The organism is Mesorhizobium sp. CCNWLY176, from assembly GCF_037153935.1.
Taxonomy (GTDB): Bacteria; Pseudomonadota; Alphaproteobacteria; order Rhizobiales; family Rhizobiaceae; genus Mesorhizobium_M; species Mesorhizobium_M zhangyense.
In genome coordinates this window covers 68,696-83,362 of sequence record NZ_JBBBDZ010000003.1, presented here as the reverse complement: position 1 = coordinate 83,362, position 14,667 = coordinate 68,696, and the positions used below count along the sequence as shown (strand labels likewise).

Annotated in this window: 13 protein-coding genes; 7 read left to right on the top strand and 6 right to left on the bottom strand. The window is 62.7% G+C overall.

Annotation, left to right across the window (positions count from 1 at the left end; genetic code table 11):
• The first annotated feature begins 253 nt into the window (after positions 1–253).
• Positions 254–568 (top strand): hypothetical protein, encoded by a 315-nt coding sequence (locus tag WBQ96_RS06050; RefSeq protein WP_336548358.1) that lies wholly within the window; start codon positions 254–256, stop codon positions 566–568.
• Here WBQ96_RS06050 and WBQ96_RS06045 read toward each other — a convergent pair.
• Both WBQ96_RS06045 and WBQ96_RS06040 read right to left on the bottom strand, forming a co-directional pair.
• Complete coding sequence (locus tag WBQ96_RS06045; RefSeq protein WP_337035872.1) at positions 554–952, bottom strand: hypothetical protein; 399 nt, start codon at positions 950–952, stop codon at positions 554–556. The two genes, WBQ96_RS06050 and WBQ96_RS06045, sit on opposite strands and share 15 nt — an antisense overlap.
• A 91-nt stretch (positions 953–1,043) precedes the next feature.
• Positions 1,044–1,460 carry an Lrp/AsnC family transcriptional regulator gene (locus WBQ96_RS06040; protein ID WP_336548353.1) on the bottom strand — a complete coding sequence of 139 codons (417 nt, stop codon included), beginning with the start codon at positions 1,458–1,460 and terminating at the stop codon, positions 1,044–1,046.
• A 165-nt stretch (positions 1,461–1,625) separates the two neighbouring features.
• Between WBQ96_RS06040 and rocF the strand changes: the two genes are divergently transcribed.
• The gene (gene rocF, locus WBQ96_RS06035; protein WP_336548351.1) at positions 1,626–2,600 is read left to right on the top strand and encodes an arginase; all 975 of its coding nucleotides are present in this window, start codon (positions 1,626–1,628) and stop codon (positions 2,598–2,600) included.
• A 27-nt stretch (positions 2,601–2,627) separates the two neighbouring features.
• Here rocF and WBQ96_RS06030 read toward each other — a convergent pair whose 3' ends face one another.
• Positions 2,628–3,692 (bottom strand): Glu/Leu/Phe/Val family dehydrogenase, encoded by a 1,065-nt coding sequence (locus WBQ96_RS06030; RefSeq protein ID WP_336548349.1) that lies wholly within the window; start codon positions 3,690–3,692, stop codon positions 2,628–2,630.
• A gap of 128 nt (positions 3,693–3,820) precedes the next feature.
• Here WBQ96_RS06030 and WBQ96_RS06025 point away from each other — a divergent pair, with 128 nt between their 5' ends.
• The 5 genes from WBQ96_RS06025 to lpdA all read left to right on the top strand — a co-directional run bounded on the left by WBQ96_RS06025 (position 3,821) and on the right by lpdA (position 9,352).
• Positions 3,821–4,285, top strand: a complete 465-nt coding sequence (locus WBQ96_RS06025) for an Lrp/AsnC family transcriptional regulator (protein WP_165116316.1) — start codon at positions 3,821–3,823, stop codon at positions 4,283–4,285.
• An 82-nt stretch (positions 4,286–4,367) separates the two neighbouring features.
• Positions 4,368–5,600, top strand: coding sequence for a 3-methyl-2-oxobutanoate dehydrogenase (2-methylpropanoyl-transferring) subunit alpha (locus tag WBQ96_RS06020; protein ID WP_165116318.1), 1,233 nt, complete (start codon positions 4,368–4,370; stop codon positions 5,598–5,600).
• Between the two features lie 2 nt (positions 5,601–5,602).
• Entirely contained in the window at positions 5,603–6,616 is a 1,014-nt protein-coding gene (locus WBQ96_RS06015; protein WP_336548346.1) for an alpha-ketoacid dehydrogenase subunit beta, read from the top strand.
• A gap of 2 nt (positions 6,617–6,618) precedes the next feature.
• Positions 6,619–7,950, top strand: a complete 1,332-nt coding sequence (locus WBQ96_RS06010; RefSeq protein WP_336548344.1) for a dihydrolipoamide acetyltransferase family protein — start codon at positions 6,619–6,621, stop codon at positions 7,948–7,950.
• A gap of 4 nt (positions 7,951–7,954) precedes the next feature.
• Positions 7,955–9,352 carry a dihydrolipoyl dehydrogenase gene (gene lpdA, locus WBQ96_RS06005; protein WP_336548342.1) on the top strand — a complete coding sequence of 466 codons (1,398 nt, stop codon included), beginning with the start codon at positions 7,955–7,957 and terminating at the stop codon, positions 9,350–9,352.
• 45 nt (positions 9,353–9,397) lie between these two features.
• Here lpdA and WBQ96_RS06000 read toward each other — a convergent pair whose 3' ends face one another.
• From WBQ96_RS06000 to WBQ96_RS05990, 3 genes are all read right to left on the bottom strand, one after another.
• Positions 9,398–11,056: an OFA family MFS transporter gene (locus WBQ96_RS06000; protein ID WP_336548341.1), complete on the bottom strand. Its 1,659-nt coding sequence runs from the start codon at positions 11,054–11,056 to the stop codon at positions 9,398–9,400.
• A 231-nt stretch (positions 11,057–11,287) separates the two neighbouring features.
• Positions 11,288–13,309: a sensor histidine kinase gene (locus tag WBQ96_RS05995; RefSeq protein ID WP_336548339.1), complete on the bottom strand. Its 2,022-nt coding sequence runs from the start codon at positions 13,307–13,309 to the stop codon at positions 11,288–11,290.
• Positions 13,302–14,660, bottom strand: coding sequence for a sigma-54-dependent transcriptional regulator (locus tag WBQ96_RS05990; protein ID WP_165116807.1), 1,359 nt, complete (start codon positions 14,658–14,660; stop codon positions 13,302–13,304). Before WBQ96_RS05990 ends, WBQ96_RS05995 begins: the two co-directional genes overlap by 8 nt.
• Positions 14,661–14,667: the final 7 nt, after the last annotated feature.

Below are 14,667 nucleotides of genomic sequence, written 5' to 3'. Positions count from 1 at the left end.
GCGCGATGATTTTCACATCTCGATTTTGAAGGGAAGTTCGCCTGGAGCGCGCTAAGCGTGCGCAAAAACAAAAATCGATCTAACAAATATCGATGAAAACCTTCTAAACTTCTTCAACCGAATAGTCAAATTATTTATTTTTATTGAGATTTCTCCGACGAAATACGTCGCTTCCAATTTTACTTGTCAGGCAAAATTCTTGGTAGCATCGTCTCGCATATCGATCCGTACCGCAGAAATTGAAAGACGCAGCATGACAGAAGCAGGCAACAGGCAGGGCGGCATTGCCTTTCGCGCACGCCAAAACGGCAAGGCAACGACAATCGACGCCGATCAAATCGAAGTCGCACTACCCAACGGCGTGACATTCCTGATCTCGGCCGCCGAGCGGCCGCAAGGCGGTATCGCCCTGCACATCCCTGCCAGAGGCCCGGACGATCCGCAGTTCGGTGTCTTCTCGATCGAGCCGGGTGCCGCCAACACGATCTTCGTTCGCGCCACGCTCTACGACCGCGACACGGATGACGGCCTGCGACCGGAAGACCTGAACGCCTCAAACGACGATTAAAGCCGGCAGTGGACGCAGCGGTTCGTTCCAAACCTTCCAGGCTTGGCTTGAAGCTCCAGCCTCCTGATCGTCCCGAAACAAGACCAAGCCGGAAACGGGTGACGCGGCCTTCGAAAAGATAACCTCGCCATAGCCGGCAGCAGTGCCGGCTTCGTCCGGAAACAGGTCTTCCCGTGAGACCGCGATCGTTAAGTCAAAAGCCTCAGCAAGCATCTGGAACGCTCGCACCGGAATCGGCTCGACGAAATCGAGATCAACGGAAAACCGCCAATGATCGGGCTGTGAAACGGAATGAACCAAAGCCAGATTTCTCTTGCCGATCGAATTGTAAAAGCCGTCTGCCTCCTCCGGTTTGTTCGAAAAGAAGACATCCCTGTCGCTCACTGCGAAAAAATCGGAAAGCGCCGAGACGAGCCGGCCTTCTTCGATGCTCCCCATCACAACCATGCCTGAGCAAATTCGCTTCATGCTTTGACTATGCCGGCGCGAGCAACAGGCTCGTTTCCGTCCTCGAAATGCCGTCGATCATGCGTACATCGTAGAGCACCCTGTCGAAGTCGAGCAGCGTCGCAACCTCAACCTCCGCCACCAGATCGAACGCGCCATTGGTGCTGTAGAGCGTCTTGATGCCGGGCATCGCCTTGAGCGACTGCACCACGCGGCGCGTATTCTTGCCCTCCACTTCGATCATCATCACCGCAGAAACCCGGTCGCCGGAAAGATCCGAGCGGACCCGAACGGTGAAGCCGGCAATCTCCTTGGTCTCGACCAGACGGTCGAGCCTGTTCTGCACGGTGCCGCGCGAAACGCCGAGAACAGTCGCCAGCTTCGAAAGCGGCGCACGCCCGTCTATACGCAAGGCGGAAATCAGGCGGCGATCAAGGTCGTCCATATTCGTTCCGATGATCGATTGAACAAAGCATCTGGCATTTTGCCCAAATGACTATGCAAATATACACATGTCTAGCATATTCTTTGATACTGCCTGACCGTAATTTCACCAAACCGGGTCGTTGAGCCAGAACAACAAAAGCTTCCCCGGCTTGGGATTTCGATCATGCTTCATCAGCCAAAAGACCTTTCCATCGTGCAGTCCGGCGCATTGCGGGCGCTCGACAGACTGCCCCGCAATATCGCCCTGTTCGGCGCGCCCGTCCAGGAAGGCGCAGGCAAACTTGGCTGCAAGATGGGCCCGGACGCCCTTCGCGTCGCCGACCTGCCCAAGGAACTGGCGAGCCTCGGCCATACCGTGACGGACCACGGTGATCTGGCACACGAAATCGTCACCGGCCTCACAATCCCCGGCGCTGCGCTCCACCCCGAAATCATAACCGGCTGGACGCGCACGCTCGACAAGGCCGCCCATGGCGCGCTGGCAGCGGGACAGTTGCCGATCTTCCTCGGCGGCGACCACAGCCTGTCGATGGGCTCGGTGTCAGGTGCCGCCCGCTTCGCAGCGGAAGCCGGCCGGCCGCTTCATGTGTTGTGGCTAGACGCCCATTCCGATTTCAACACGCCGCTGACCTCGCCGTCCGGCAACATGCACGGCATGCCGGTTGCCTTTTTCTGCGGCCGTCCCGGTATGGAGGGCATTCTTCCCAATGACCGGCCGCTGGTCAGGCCGCAGGACGTTTCGATCTACGGCGCCCGTTCGATCGATCATGACGAACGCAAGGCGCTGCGCGAAGCCGGCGTCAATGTCTTCGACATGCGCGTCATCGACGAGCGCGGCACCGGCAGCATCATGCGCGACATTCTCGGCCGCGTCGAAGCCGAAGACGCCATGCTGCATGTCAGTTTCGACGTCGATTTCCTCGATTCTGACCTTGCGCCCGGCGTCGGCACTGCCGTGCGCGGCGGCGTCACCTATCGCGAGGCCCATCTGGTCATGGAGATGCTGGCCGATCGTGGCGTGACGACCTCGCTCGACCTTGTCGAACTCAACCCCTTCCTCGACGACCGCGGCAAGAGCGCCCTGCTCGTCGTCGAATTGATCGCCAGCCTGTTCGGCCGGCAGGTCTTCGAACGCTAATCCAGTAAAGGCGGCAGGCGTCCGCGCTTACGCGACCCGCCTTGCCTGCGGCCGGGCCTCGGCGACGATCGCGCGCGCCATGGCGTCGGCTACGAAGTTCGGCCCTTCGCCGCTGGCCTCGGCCGCGTCGAGAACCGCAGCCAGCCGCTCGGGAATGCGGTGCACGCGCTCATCGACCGCAGCACTCGCCTCACCCATCTTCTCGGCCACGACATTGATGATGCCACCGGCATTCACCAGATAGTCTGGCGCATAGAGGATGCCGCGCGCAGCCAGCCGCCTGCCATCTTCCGGCACCGCAAGCTGGTTGTTGGCTGCGCCGCAGACCACCTTGGCCTTCAGGCTTTCAATGGATTGCGCGTTCAACACCGCGCCAAGCGCGCAGGGAGCGACAACATCGACATCTGCTGAAAGCACTTCGTCCGGCGAAACGACCACAGCCCCGTAGAGATGCGCAGCCCTGGCTGCACGCTCGGCCGAGCCATCGGCCACGACGAGATGCGCGCCGTCCTGATGCAGCAAGCGGCAAAGCTCCATGCCGACATTGCCGACGCCCTGAACGGCGACCGTCCTGCCGGCGAGCTTTCCACCCAACCGGCGCTCGACCGCATGGCGCAGCGAAAGAAACACACCAAGCGCAGTCCATGGCGAAGGATCGCCGCCGGCCTGGCTGCCATCCGATGGCAGGCCGGCGACATGGCGGGTCACGCTGCGCACCGCCTGCATGTCGGAGACATGCGTGCCGACATCCTCGGCCGTGATGTAGTTTCCGCCGAGGCTATCCACTGCCCTACCGAATGCCTTGAAAAGAGCCTCACGGTCGAACTCGCCTTCCGGCCGCATGATGACGGCCTTGCCGCCACCAAACGGCAGGCCGGCCAGCGCGTTCTTGTAGGTCATGCCCTCGGCCAGACGCTGCGCATCCGCCACGGCATCGTCCTTCTGTGCATAGGACCAGAAGCGGCAACCGCCGGCGGCAGGCCCGAGTGCGGTCGAATGAATGACGATGATGGCGCGCAACCCGGTTGCCGGATCGTCGAAGAAGCTGACCTTTTCGGCCGGCGCGTTGCCTGTGGTGAAAGTCTCGGTCATTTGAACCTCCCAATTCTCATCGGAAGAATAATAGCTGCGCCGATCGGGAATTTTCTGCCTAATATATTGCTATTATGAAAAATTGTGGCATTAATAATGCTTAACAAGCCCAAACATACGGGTGATCTATGCCGAATGATCTCGACCCGCTCGACCGTCGCATCCTGTTGCTTATGCAGGAGGACGCCTCGCGTTCCACAGCCGAGATCGCCGACATGGTCGGCATGTCGCAGTCGCCGTGCTGGCGGCGCATCCAGCGGCTGAAGGACGAGGGCTATATCACCCGGCAGGTTGCCATCATCGACCGCCGCAAGGTCGGGCTTAATGCGCAGATCTTCGCGCTGGTGAAGCTGACCATGCACGGCCGGCAGAACCTCGAGGATTTCGCCAACGCCATCCGCTCCTATGACGAGGTATTGGAATGCCACGTGCTGATGGGCACGTTCGATTTCCTGATCCGCGTCGTCGCCGCCGACAACGATGCCTATCAAACTTTCTTCTTCGAAAAACTCAGCAGCCTGCCCGGTATCCAGGAAGTGAACTCCATCGTCTCGCTTTCCGAGATCAAGTCGACGACGGCGCTGCCGCTATGACGCAACCGAGCCACGGCATGTTCGCGAACTTGACCATGGCTACCGAATGTAATTGGCTTCGGATCGAAGCCGGGAGGAAAGCATGACCGAAGGCAGCCCGCTTAGCCTGCATGTGCCCGAGCCGGAAGTACGCCCCGGCGGCACGCCAGACTTCTCCAATGTGCCGATACCCAAGGCCGGCTCCGTGCCGCGCCCGGAGGTGGATGCCGATCCGAAGTCGATCCGCGACCTCGCATACTCGATCATCCGTGTGCTGAACCGCGAAGGCGAGGCCGTCGGGCCATGGGCCGGCACGCTGACCGACGAGGAACTTGCCGAAGGCCTGCGCCACATGATGACGCTGCGCGCCTTCGATACCCGCATGCAGATGGCGCAACGGCAGGGCAAGACCTCCTTCTATATGCAGCATATGGGCGAGGAAGCGGTGAGCTGCGCCTTCCGCAAGGCGCTCAACCAGGGCGACATGAATTTCCCGACCTATCGCCAGGCCGGCCTGCTGATCGCCGGCGGCTATCCCATGGTCGACATGATGAACCAGATCTATTCCAACGAGCGCGACCCGCTGAAGGGCCGGCAGCTGCCGGTCATGTATGCCTCGAAGGAGCATGGTTTCTTCTCCATCTCCGGCAATCTGACGACGCAATATATTCAGGCAGTCGGCTGGGCGATGGCCTCGGCCATCAAGAATGACACCAAGATCGCTGCCGCATGGGTCGGCGACGGCGCCACCGCCGAAAGCGACTTCCACGCCGCCCTCGTCTTTGCCTCGACCTACAAGGCGCCGGTCGTGCTCAATATCGTCAATAACCAGTGGGCGATCTCGACCTTCCAAGGCATTGCCCGCGGCGGCTCCGGCACCTTTGCTGCGCGCGGTCTCGGCTTCGGCATTCCGGCACTGCGCGTCGATGGCAATGACTATCTAGCCGTCCATGCGGTGGCCAAATGGGCGACCGAACGCGCCCGCCGCAACCTCGGGCCGACGCTGGTCGAATATGTCACCTACCGCGTCGGCGCGCATTCAACCTCCGACGATCCTTCCGCCTACCGGCCCAAGACCGAGTCCGACGCGTGGCCGCTCGGCGACCCGGTGATAAGGCTGAAGAACCATCTCATCCTGCGCGGAGTATGGTCGGACGAGCGCCACAAGCAGGCCGAGGCCGAAATTCTCGACACTGTCATCACCGCGCAGAAGGAAGCCGAAAGCCACGGCACGCTCCATGCCGGCGGCAAGCCTTCAACGCGCGACATGTTCGAAGGCGTCTATGCCGAGATGCCGCCGCATCTCAGGCGCCAGCGCCAGCAGGCGGGGGTCTGATCATGCCCAGAATGACCATGATCGAAGCCATCCGCGGCGCCATGGACGTGTCGATGGACAAGGACGACGATGTCGTCGTCTTCGGCGAGGATGTCGGCTATTTCGGCGGCGTCTTCCGCTGCACGCAGGGCCTCCAGCAGAAATATGGCCGCACCCGCTGCTTCGATGCGCCAATCAGCGAACTCGGCATCGTCGGCGCGGCCATCGGCATGGCCGCCTACGGCCTGAAACCATGCGTCGAAGTGCAGTTCGCCGACTATGTCTACCCGGCCTATGACCAGATCGTCTCCGAAGCTGCGCGCCTGCGTTATCGCTCCAACGGCGAGTTCACCTGCCCGATCGTCATCCGCATGCCGACCGGCGGCGGCATTTTCGGTGGCCAGACCCACAGCCAGAGCCCGGAAGCGCTGTTCACCCACGTCTCCGGCCTGAAGGTCGTGGTGCCGTCGAACCCGCATGACGCCAAGGGGCTGCTGATCGCGTCCATCGAAGACCCGGACCCGGTGATCTTCCTGGAGCCGAAGCGCCTCTACAACGGCCCCTTCGACGGCCATCACGAGCGCCCGGTAACGCCCTGGTCGAAGCACCCGCTCGGCGAAGTGCCCGAGGGGCATTTCACCGTGCCGCTCGGCAAGGCATCGATCCGGCGCGAAGGCTCCGCAGTGACAATCCTCGCTTACGGCACCATGGTTTATGTCGCCGAAGCCGCAGCGGAAGAGACCGGCATCGATGCCGAGATCATCGACCTGCGCACGCTCTTGCCGCTCGATCTCGACACCATCGTCGCTTCGGTGAAAAAGACCGGCCGCTGTGTCGTCGTGCATGAGGCGACGCTGACCTCCGGCTTCGGCGCGGAACTGGCAGCCCTCGTCCAGCAGCATTGTTTCTACCACCTCGAAGCACCCGTTGCCCGCGTCACCGGCTGGGATACGCCCTACCCGCATGCGCAGGAATGGGATTATTTCCCCGGCCCCGCCCGTCTCGGGCAGGCCCTTCGCGAAACCATGGAGGCCTGATCATGGGTGAACATGTCATCAAGCTTCCCGATGTCGGCGAAGGTGTGGCCGAGGCCGAGCTTGTCGAATGGCACGTCAAGATCGGCGACCTCGTGCGCGAGGATACGCTGCTCGCCGCCGTCATGACCGACAAGGCAACGGTCGAAATCCCCTCGCCTGTCGATGGCGAGATCATCTGGCTGGGTGCTGAGATCGGCGATGTCGTGGCGGTTGGATCGCCGCTGATACGGCTGAAGGTAGAGGGGGGCGCAGATAAGGCCAACGACGAAGCGGACACCGCCGCCAAGCCCGAGCCGAAGCAGCCCGAGCCCGTTTCGGCGGACGCTTCAAAAGCTGAAAAGCCGGCGGAAAAGGCCGCGAGCACACCCGCAAAGCCGGCTGCTTCCGCCCCGCCCACCAAAGCTTCCGCTCCCTCTCCGGCTCGACCAATGTCCTCCGGCGCACCGCGCGCCGAAGGCGAAAGACCGATCGCCTCACCTGCCGTGCGATTGCGCGCCAAGGAAGCCGGGCTCGATCTACGCCAGATATCCGGCACCGGCCCCGCCGGCCGTATCAGCCACGAGGATATCGACGCTTTCATCGTTCGCGGCCCGCAAACCGCGACTGCCGCCGCACACGGGCTCGCGCAGAACACTTCGGTCGAGGATATCAAGATCGTCGGCCTGCGCAGAAAAATCGCGGAGAAGATGTCGGTCGCGAAATCGCGCATCCCGCACATCACCTATGTCGAGGAAATCGACGTTACCGCGCTGGAAGATTTGCGCGCCGCCCTCAACAAGGCCAAGCGTCCCGACCAGCCGAAGCTGACGCTGCTGCCCTTCCTGATGCGGGCGATGGTCAAGGCCATCGCCGACCAGCCCAACGTCAACGCCATCTTCGACGACGAAGCCGGCATCGTGCATCAATATGGCGGCGTCCATATCGGCATCGCTGCACAGACGCCCGGCGGCCTGATGGTGCCGGTGGTGCGCCATGCCGAAGCCCGCGACATCTGGGATTGCGGGACTGAGGTGAACCGCCTTGCCGACGCCGCCAAATCCGGCACGGCCACCCGTGAGGAGCTTTCCGGCTCGACCATCACCATCACCTCGCTCGGCGCCATGGGCGGCGTTGCCACCACGCCAGTCATCAACCACCCGGAAGTGGCCATCGTCGGTGTCAACAAGATCATGGTCCGCCCGATGTGGGACGGCACGCAGTTCCTGCCGCGCAAGATGATGAACCTGTCATCCAGCTTCGACCATCGCGTCGTCGACGGCTGGGACGCCGCCGTCTTCATCCAGCGCATCAAGACGCTGCTGGAGACGCCTGCCATGATCTTTATCGAAAGCTGAGCAAATGAAAGACATTTCCTGCAAGCTTCTGGTCATCGGCGCGGGGCCGGGCGGCTATGTCTGCGCCATCCGCGCCGGCCAGCTCGGCGTCGACACGGTCATCGTCGAGGCAGAAAAGCCCGGCGGTACCTGCCTCAATGTCGGCTGCATCCCGTCCAAGGCGCTGATCCACGCCGCCGAGGAGTTCGAGAAAGTGTCCCACATGGCGGGCGCGAAAAGCCCGCTCGGCATCACGGTCGAAGCGCCAAAGCTCGATCTCGCCAAGACCATCGCCTGGAAGAACGGCATCGTCGGCCGCCTCAACAGCGGCGTTTCCGGCCTCCTGAAAAAGGCCAAGGTCAAGATCGTGCATGGCCGCGCGAAATTCCGCGACGGCAAGACGGTCGAGGTCGAGACCGAAACCGGCACGCAGATCATCCGCGCCGAGACGGTGGTGATCGCGACAGGTTCGGCTCCGGTCGAACTGCCGTTCCTTCCCTTCGGCGGCCCGGTCATTTCCTCCACCGACGCGCTCGCTCTGACCAGGCTGCCGGAAAGACTCGTCACGGTCGGCGGCGGCTATATCGGGCTGGAACTCGGCATCGCCTTCGCCAAGCTCGGCTCGAAGGTCACGGTGGTCGAGGCTGAAGCCCGCATCCTGCCGCAATATGATTCCGAACTGACGCGGCCCGTTTCCAAGCGGCTCGGCGAACTCGGCGTCACCGTGCTGACGGGCGCGAAGGCCAAGGGCCTTTCTTCCAAAGGCGACGCGCTGCTCATCGAGACATCAGGCGGCGAAGAGCAAAAACTGCCTGCGGACAAGATCCTCGTCACGGTCGGGCGCAGGCCGGTCATGGAAGGCTGGGGGCTGGAAGAAATCGACCTCGACCGCGCCGGCAAATTCCTGCGCATCGACGACCAGTGCCGCACCTCCATGCGCGGCGTCTATGCAATCGGCGACGTCACCGGCGAGCCGATGCTGGCGCACCGGGCCATGGCGCAGGGCGAAATGGTCGCCGAGATCGTCGCCGGCAACAAGCGTTCATGGGACAAGCGCTGCATTCCCGCCGTCTGCTTCACCGATCCTGAAATCGTCACCGCCGGCCTCTCGCCGGAGGAAGCGCGCGCCCAGGGCCGCGAGATCAAGATCGGCCAGTTCCCCTTCGCTGCCAATGGCCGCGCCATGACGATGCTCGGCGAGGAAGGTTTCGTACGTGTGGTGGCCCGCGCCGACAATCATCTGGTGCTCGGCATTCAGGCAGTGGGCCATGGTGTGTCGGAACTGTCGACAGCCTTCGGGCTGGCGATCGAAATGGGCGCGCGGCTGGAAGACATCGCCGGCACCATCCACGCCCACCCGACACAGGGCGAAGGTTTTCAGGAGGCAGCGCTCAAGGCGCTCGGCCACGCCCTGCATATTTGAAACGGGATGGCTCTGCGGCGATAGAACCGCAGAGCCTTTCTCAAACTACCCGAACAGCACCGCCGTCTTTTGCAGCGTGACCCACACGCCCCACAGGATCGGAATGCCGACAGCCAGCCAAGCCAGTGCCGCCTTGGCGTCGAGGCCGCCCTTGCCGATGCCGAAGGAACCGGTCGGACCTGCCTGCGCGGCGGCCGACTTCGCCTGCAGCTTGGCCACTTCCGCTTCCGGCATGAACCATTTGTCGGAAAGCGGCTTCACCAGCATGTTGGCGATCAGGCCGAGAACCAGCATCCCGGCCAGGATGTACATGGTGAAGTTGTAGACCTGCTCGCGCGGGATGCCGGCGTTGATCTGGAACTCGCGGATATAGTTGACCACGACCGGGCCGATAATGCCCGCCGTTGCCCAGGCAGTCAGCAGGCGGCCATGGATCGCGCCGACGAACTGGGTTCCGAAGATATCAGCGAGATAGGCGGGAATGGTGGCGAAACCGCCGCCATACATGGACAGGATGATGCCGAACATCAGCACGAAGGCGACCTGGCTGCCCATATGCGCGGCGGTGGGTGCGAGCGCATAAAGCACGATGCCGATCAGGAAGAACGCATAATAGGTGTTCTTGCGGCCGATCTTGTCGGAGAGCGACGCCCAGAAGAACCGCCCGCCGATGTTGAACAGCGAAAGCAGACCGGCAAAGCCTGCCGCAATTGCCGCAATCGCCGTCTTCTGCGAGGGATCAAGCTGCGTGAAGCCCAGCTCCGGCTGGCCGAGCAGCCGTCCACCAAAGATTTCCTGCAGCATCGGCGAGGCCATGCCGAGCACGCCGATACCCGCCGAGACGTTGAGGCACAGCACTGCCCAGATCAGCCAGAACTGCTTGGTCTTGTGCGCATCGCGCAGATGAACGTGCCGCGTAGTGATCATGCCCGTCTGCGCTGCAGCCGGCGGCGTCCAGCCTTCCGGGCGCCAGCCCGCCGGCGGGATGCGATAGCCGAAAGCACCGCACATCATGAACACGAAGTAGATCGCCGCCATGACAAGGAAGGTCTGCCAGACGCCAACGGAGGTGGAGGTCTTGAAGGTGTTCATCAGCATGTCGGCCAGCGGCGCGCCGATCATGGCGCCGCCGCCGAAGCCCATGATGGCCATGCCCGTCGCCATGCCGCGCCGGTCGGGAAACCATTTGATCAGCGTCGATACCGGCGAGATGTAACCCAGGCCGAGGCCGATGCCGCCGATGACGCCAGCTCCGAGCCACATCACCCAAAGCTGGTGGGTCATGACACCGAAGGCCGCGATCACCATCCCGCCGCACCAGCAGAGCGCCGAAACGACGCCCGCCTTGCGGGGGCCGGCGCGCTCCAGCCAGCCGCCCCAGATTGCCGCCGAGCAGCCGAGAAGCACGAAGAACAGCGTGTAGATCCAGCCGAGATCGGCGACGCGCCAGTCACAGCTTGTCGTGAATAGCGAAGAAACCAGCGTCAGGTCGGCGCAGGCCACAGGCTGATCGATGCCGATGGCGCGCGAAAGCGGCAGCCAGAACACGCTGAAGCCGTATGCCATGCCGATGCAAAGATGGATGGCGAGGGCCGCCGGCGGCACTAGCCACCGGTTGAAGCCGGGTTTTGCGACGATCCTCTCGCGATCGAGGATGCCGATCTCTCCCGGGCTGCCGGTAAATGTGTCTGTCGATGTGGACATGAAATCTCCTCCGTACCGCCAAATCCCCTTTGGCGGTCGTTCATTGCGTTTCTGCTTTGCTTTGGGTGCCGAGCGTTTTTACGGGCATGTGCACGGCCGACCTCCCCTTCGGTTGCGACAATAGTTACGCAACACCCGTGCCAGTTGGCCGGGCGTTTGATTCCAAATACTTATCGATTGATCGGGAACTTCTATGGACAGGTTGTCCGTGAGGTCAGGACAAAATGTCCGTCACTCGGCCTGGGGAAGCCAGATGCTGAACGTCGTCCCTTTTCCCGGCGTGCTGACGACCGAGATCTTGCCACCCTGTCGCGTGACCAGCGTCTGGCTGATCGGCAGGCCGAGCCCGGTTCCCTGCTGGCGCTTGGTGGTGAAGAACGGGTCGAACACCTTCTGCACCAGTTCAGGCGACATGCCGACGCCCGTATCCGCCACTTCGATTGTCAGCCCGGCCCTGCCATCGAAATCTTGGTCGAAACTGCGAATGGTCAGCTTTCCGCCGTCAGGCATGGCGTGGATCGCGTTGACGACGAGATTGACGATCACCTGCTGCAGCTCGGTGCGGTTCATCAGGACGAGACGCGTGGCGGCGTCATCCCTCACCACGGCGATATTCGCCTTGGCGAGCAGGTGCTGGACCAGCGGCAGGCAGTCGGAAATGACCGTCGCCGGCGCATGTCGCTCGACATAGCCGGCATATTCCTCGGGCTTGGCGAATTGCAGCAGCTTGGTCACGATCTGGCTGATGCGGTGCACCTGCTCGTCGATCAGCCGGAATTCGGTTCGCGCCGCTTCTGCCCTGTCGCCGACGATATTGCGGACCACTTCCAGATTGCCCTGGATGACGGCGATGGGGTTGTTGATCTCATGGGCGACGCCGGCGGTGATCTCGCCGATCGCCGCCAGCTTTTCCGACATGATGAGCTGCTTGGTCGTCGCTTCAAGCTGCTGGTTGGCGACGCGAAGCTCGCGCGTGCGCTCCTCGACGCGATTGTTCAATTCCTCGTTCCATTCGCGAAGCTCGCGCTCGCGCTGCTGTACCCGGTCGAGCAGATCGTCGAGATGCAGCGCGACATGCCCGATCTCGTCGTTTACGCCGGTTATGCCCGTTCGCGCGCCGAGGTCGCCGCCTTCCACCTCCGCAATCGTGTCGGTCATCCGCTCCAGCGGCTTGAAGATACCGCTGGCCCAGCGCAGGAAAATCGGCACGCTGGCCGCCGTTATCGCCAGAAAGGCCAGCACGATCGTGGCAAGTGTCTGGTATTTGGCGGCGGTGAACGGCTTTTCGAGGAAGCCAACATAGAGCATGCCGACGCGCTTGCCGAAGCTGTCGGTGATCGGCTCATAAGCGGAAATGTACCAGTCATTGACGACAAAGGCGCTGTCGAGCCAGGTTTGCCCCTGCCCCAGCACAGCCGAACGCACGGCTGCCGACACGCGCGTACCGAGCGCCCGCTTGTCTTCGAACAGGCGGACATTGGTACTGATGCGGACATCGTCGAGAAACAGCGTGGCCGTGCCCTGACTGCCTTCGGGAAGGCTCGCCTCGCGATAGACGAGGTCGTTGATCGTATCGATGAAGACGAGGTTCTGGTTGAGCAGCGTGCCACCGACAAGGGCTGCCGCACGACCGTCGCGAAATGCAACCGGGCTTGCCGAATGCACGACCATGCCCCGCGTCTCGGTGTTGCGCTCGGTGGGGACGGCGTTGGGCGTCGACACCAATTCCAGATTGGCCCGCAGGGCAAGTGCCGGCGAGATTGCCGCGAGATCCTCGTTCTGGAAGATATCGATCGCAGTGGAGTCGGCGCCGGCCAGCGCCGTCTTCACGACCGGCCAATCCATTTTCACCGAAGCAGCAAGCGGCGGCGCGGAAGCGGAAACGTCGCTCGTGCCTTCGACAAGGAACAGGAAATCCAGCCCCAGCGCGTTTCGCTGCTCTTCAAGAAACCGCGACAGCGCCGTCCGGTCGCTCTCCCCGGCGATATCGCGAAACCGCGCCGAAGCGCCTAGCGCATGGATCTGTTCGCCGGTATTTTCCAGGATGCGCGACAGATATTGATGGGCGATCGTCAGGTCGCCATTCACCTTGGAGATCAGCAGCGCATCGAACTTCGCGTTCCAGCGAATGATGGTGACGCCGAGCAGCAGCGGCAGGATAACCAGCGTCGGCAGCAGCGCGATCGCCAGCAGCCGGAAGCGGACCGAACGCCCCGGCCGCAACCTTGCGAAGGTTCCTTCCGCCTCAGGCATTCCACAGCGCGCATTTGCGGTCGATGGTCTTGCGCGAGATGCCCAGCTTGCGCGCCGCCTCGTCGCGGTTGCCGCCGGTTTCCTCCAGCACGCCGAGGATATGACGCCGCTCGACCTCTTCCAGCGTCTCGTTCGATATTCCCGCATGGGCGCTTCGCTGGCCGCGGAAATCCTGCGGAAAGCTGCCAAGGATAAGCGAGCGCTCGATCAGGTTGCGCAACTCGCGCACGTTTCCCGGCCAATCGTAGCGCCCGAGTGCCGTTCGCACCGACGCATCGATCGGCACCGGCGGCATCCCGAGTTGTTGCGAAAGCTTGCGCATGAACAGCGTCGCCAGGTCCTGCACATCGTCACCCCGGTCGCGCAGCGGCGGCAGATGCAGCTGCATCACATTGATGCGGTAGAACAGGTCGGGGCGGAAGCGGCCTTTCTCGACCTCTTTTTCAAGGTCGGCATTGGTCGCGAAGATGAAGCGCAGATCGACGGGCACCTCGCGCTCGGCGCCTACCGGCCGCACGCGGCGGTCCTCGATCACCCGCAGCAGCTTGCTTTGCGTGGCCAGCGGCATCTCGCCTATCTCATCGAGGAACAGCGTCCCGCCCTGCGCATGCATGAACAGGCCTTCGCGCGCCGTCTCCGCGCTGGTGAAGGCGCCCTTCAGGTGCCCGAACAATTCGCTCTCTATCATATCCGGGGCAATGGCTGCGCAATTCACCGGCACGAAAGGCTTGTCGGCCCGGTCGGAGAGCGAATGCAGCGAGCGCGCCGCAACCTCCTTGCCGGTGCCGGACTGGCCGGTGAGCAGCACGGAGGTCGGCAGCGGCGCGACGCGGGCGATGGTGTCGCGCACCCGCGCGATTGCCGGCGACTCGCCGATCAGCTTGTCGCGCAGCAGCATGTGGTCGGAAGCCGAGCGCAGCTCATAGCGTAGCACGTTGTTTTCGCGCTGCAGCCGCACCCGGTCGAGGCAGCGCGCCACCGCATTGAGTATCTGGTTCGAGCGGAACGGCTTCAGGACGAAATCCACCGCGCCTGCCCGCAGCGCCTGGATAGCGGTTTCGAGATCGGCGAAGGCCGTCATCAGGATCGCATCGGCGAAGAAGCCGATAGCGCGTTGCTCGGCCAGCCAGTCGACGCCGTTCTTGCCCGGCATGATGTTGTCGAGGATGACGACATCGAAATGATGCGCGTCGAGCTTTTTCGACGCCTCGTCGGTGTTGGCCGCCTCTTCCAGGCGCTTGCAGCGGGGGCCGATGGTGCGGGCCAGAAAGTTGCGCATGCCCGGCTCGTCATCGACGATCAGGATCGACGCCTGCGCCAGCCACGGCCCGAACTCCGGGTCGCGCTTCATATCCGAC

Excerpts from the sequence above, each read along its gene's own strand:
- WBQ96_RS06020 (WP_165116318.1), top strand. The coding sequence starts at position 4,368 with ATGACCGAAGGCAGCCCGCTTAGCCTGCATGTGCCCGAGCCGGAAGTA.
- WBQ96_RS05990 (WP_165116807.1), bottom strand. The coding sequence starts at position 14,660 with ATGAAGCGCGACCCGGAGTTCGGGCCGTGGCTGGCGCAGGCGTCGATC.
- rocF (WP_336548351.1), top strand. The coding sequence starts at position 1,626 with ATGCTTCATCAGCCAAAAGACCTTTCCATCGTGCAGTCCGGCGCATTG.
- WBQ96_RS06050 (WP_336548358.1), top strand. The coding sequence starts at position 254 with ATGACAGAAGCAGGCAACAGGCAGGGCGGCATTGCCTTTCGCGCACGC.
- WBQ96_RS06030 (WP_336548349.1), bottom strand. The coding sequence starts at position 3,692 with ATGACCGAGACTTTCACCACAGGCAACGCGCCGGCCGAAAAGGTCAGC.
- WBQ96_RS06000 (WP_336548341.1), bottom strand. The coding sequence starts at position 11,056 with ATGTCCACATCGACAGACACATTTACCGGCAGCCCGGGAGAGATCGGC.
- WBQ96_RS06025 (WP_165116316.1), top strand. The coding sequence starts at position 3,821 with ATGCCGAATGATCTCGACCCGCTCGACCGTCGCATCCTGTTGCTTATG.
- lpdA (WP_336548342.1), top strand. The coding sequence starts at position 7,955 with ATGAAAGACATTTCCTGCAAGCTTCTGGTCATCGGCGCGGGGCCGGGC.
- WBQ96_RS05995 (WP_336548339.1), bottom strand. The coding sequence starts at position 13,309 with ATGCCTGAGGCGGAAGGAACCTTCGCAAGGTTGCGGCCGGGGCGTTCG.
- WBQ96_RS06010 (WP_336548344.1), top strand. The coding sequence starts at position 6,619 with ATGGGTGAACATGTCATCAAGCTTCCCGATGTCGGCGAAGGTGTGGCC.
- WBQ96_RS06015 (WP_336548346.1), top strand. The coding sequence starts at position 5,603 with ATGCCCAGAATGACCATGATCGAAGCCATCCGCGGCGCCATGGACGTG.
- WBQ96_RS06040 (WP_336548353.1), bottom strand. The coding sequence starts at position 1,460 with ATGGACGACCTTGATCGCCGCCTGATTTCCGCCTTGCGTATAGACGGG.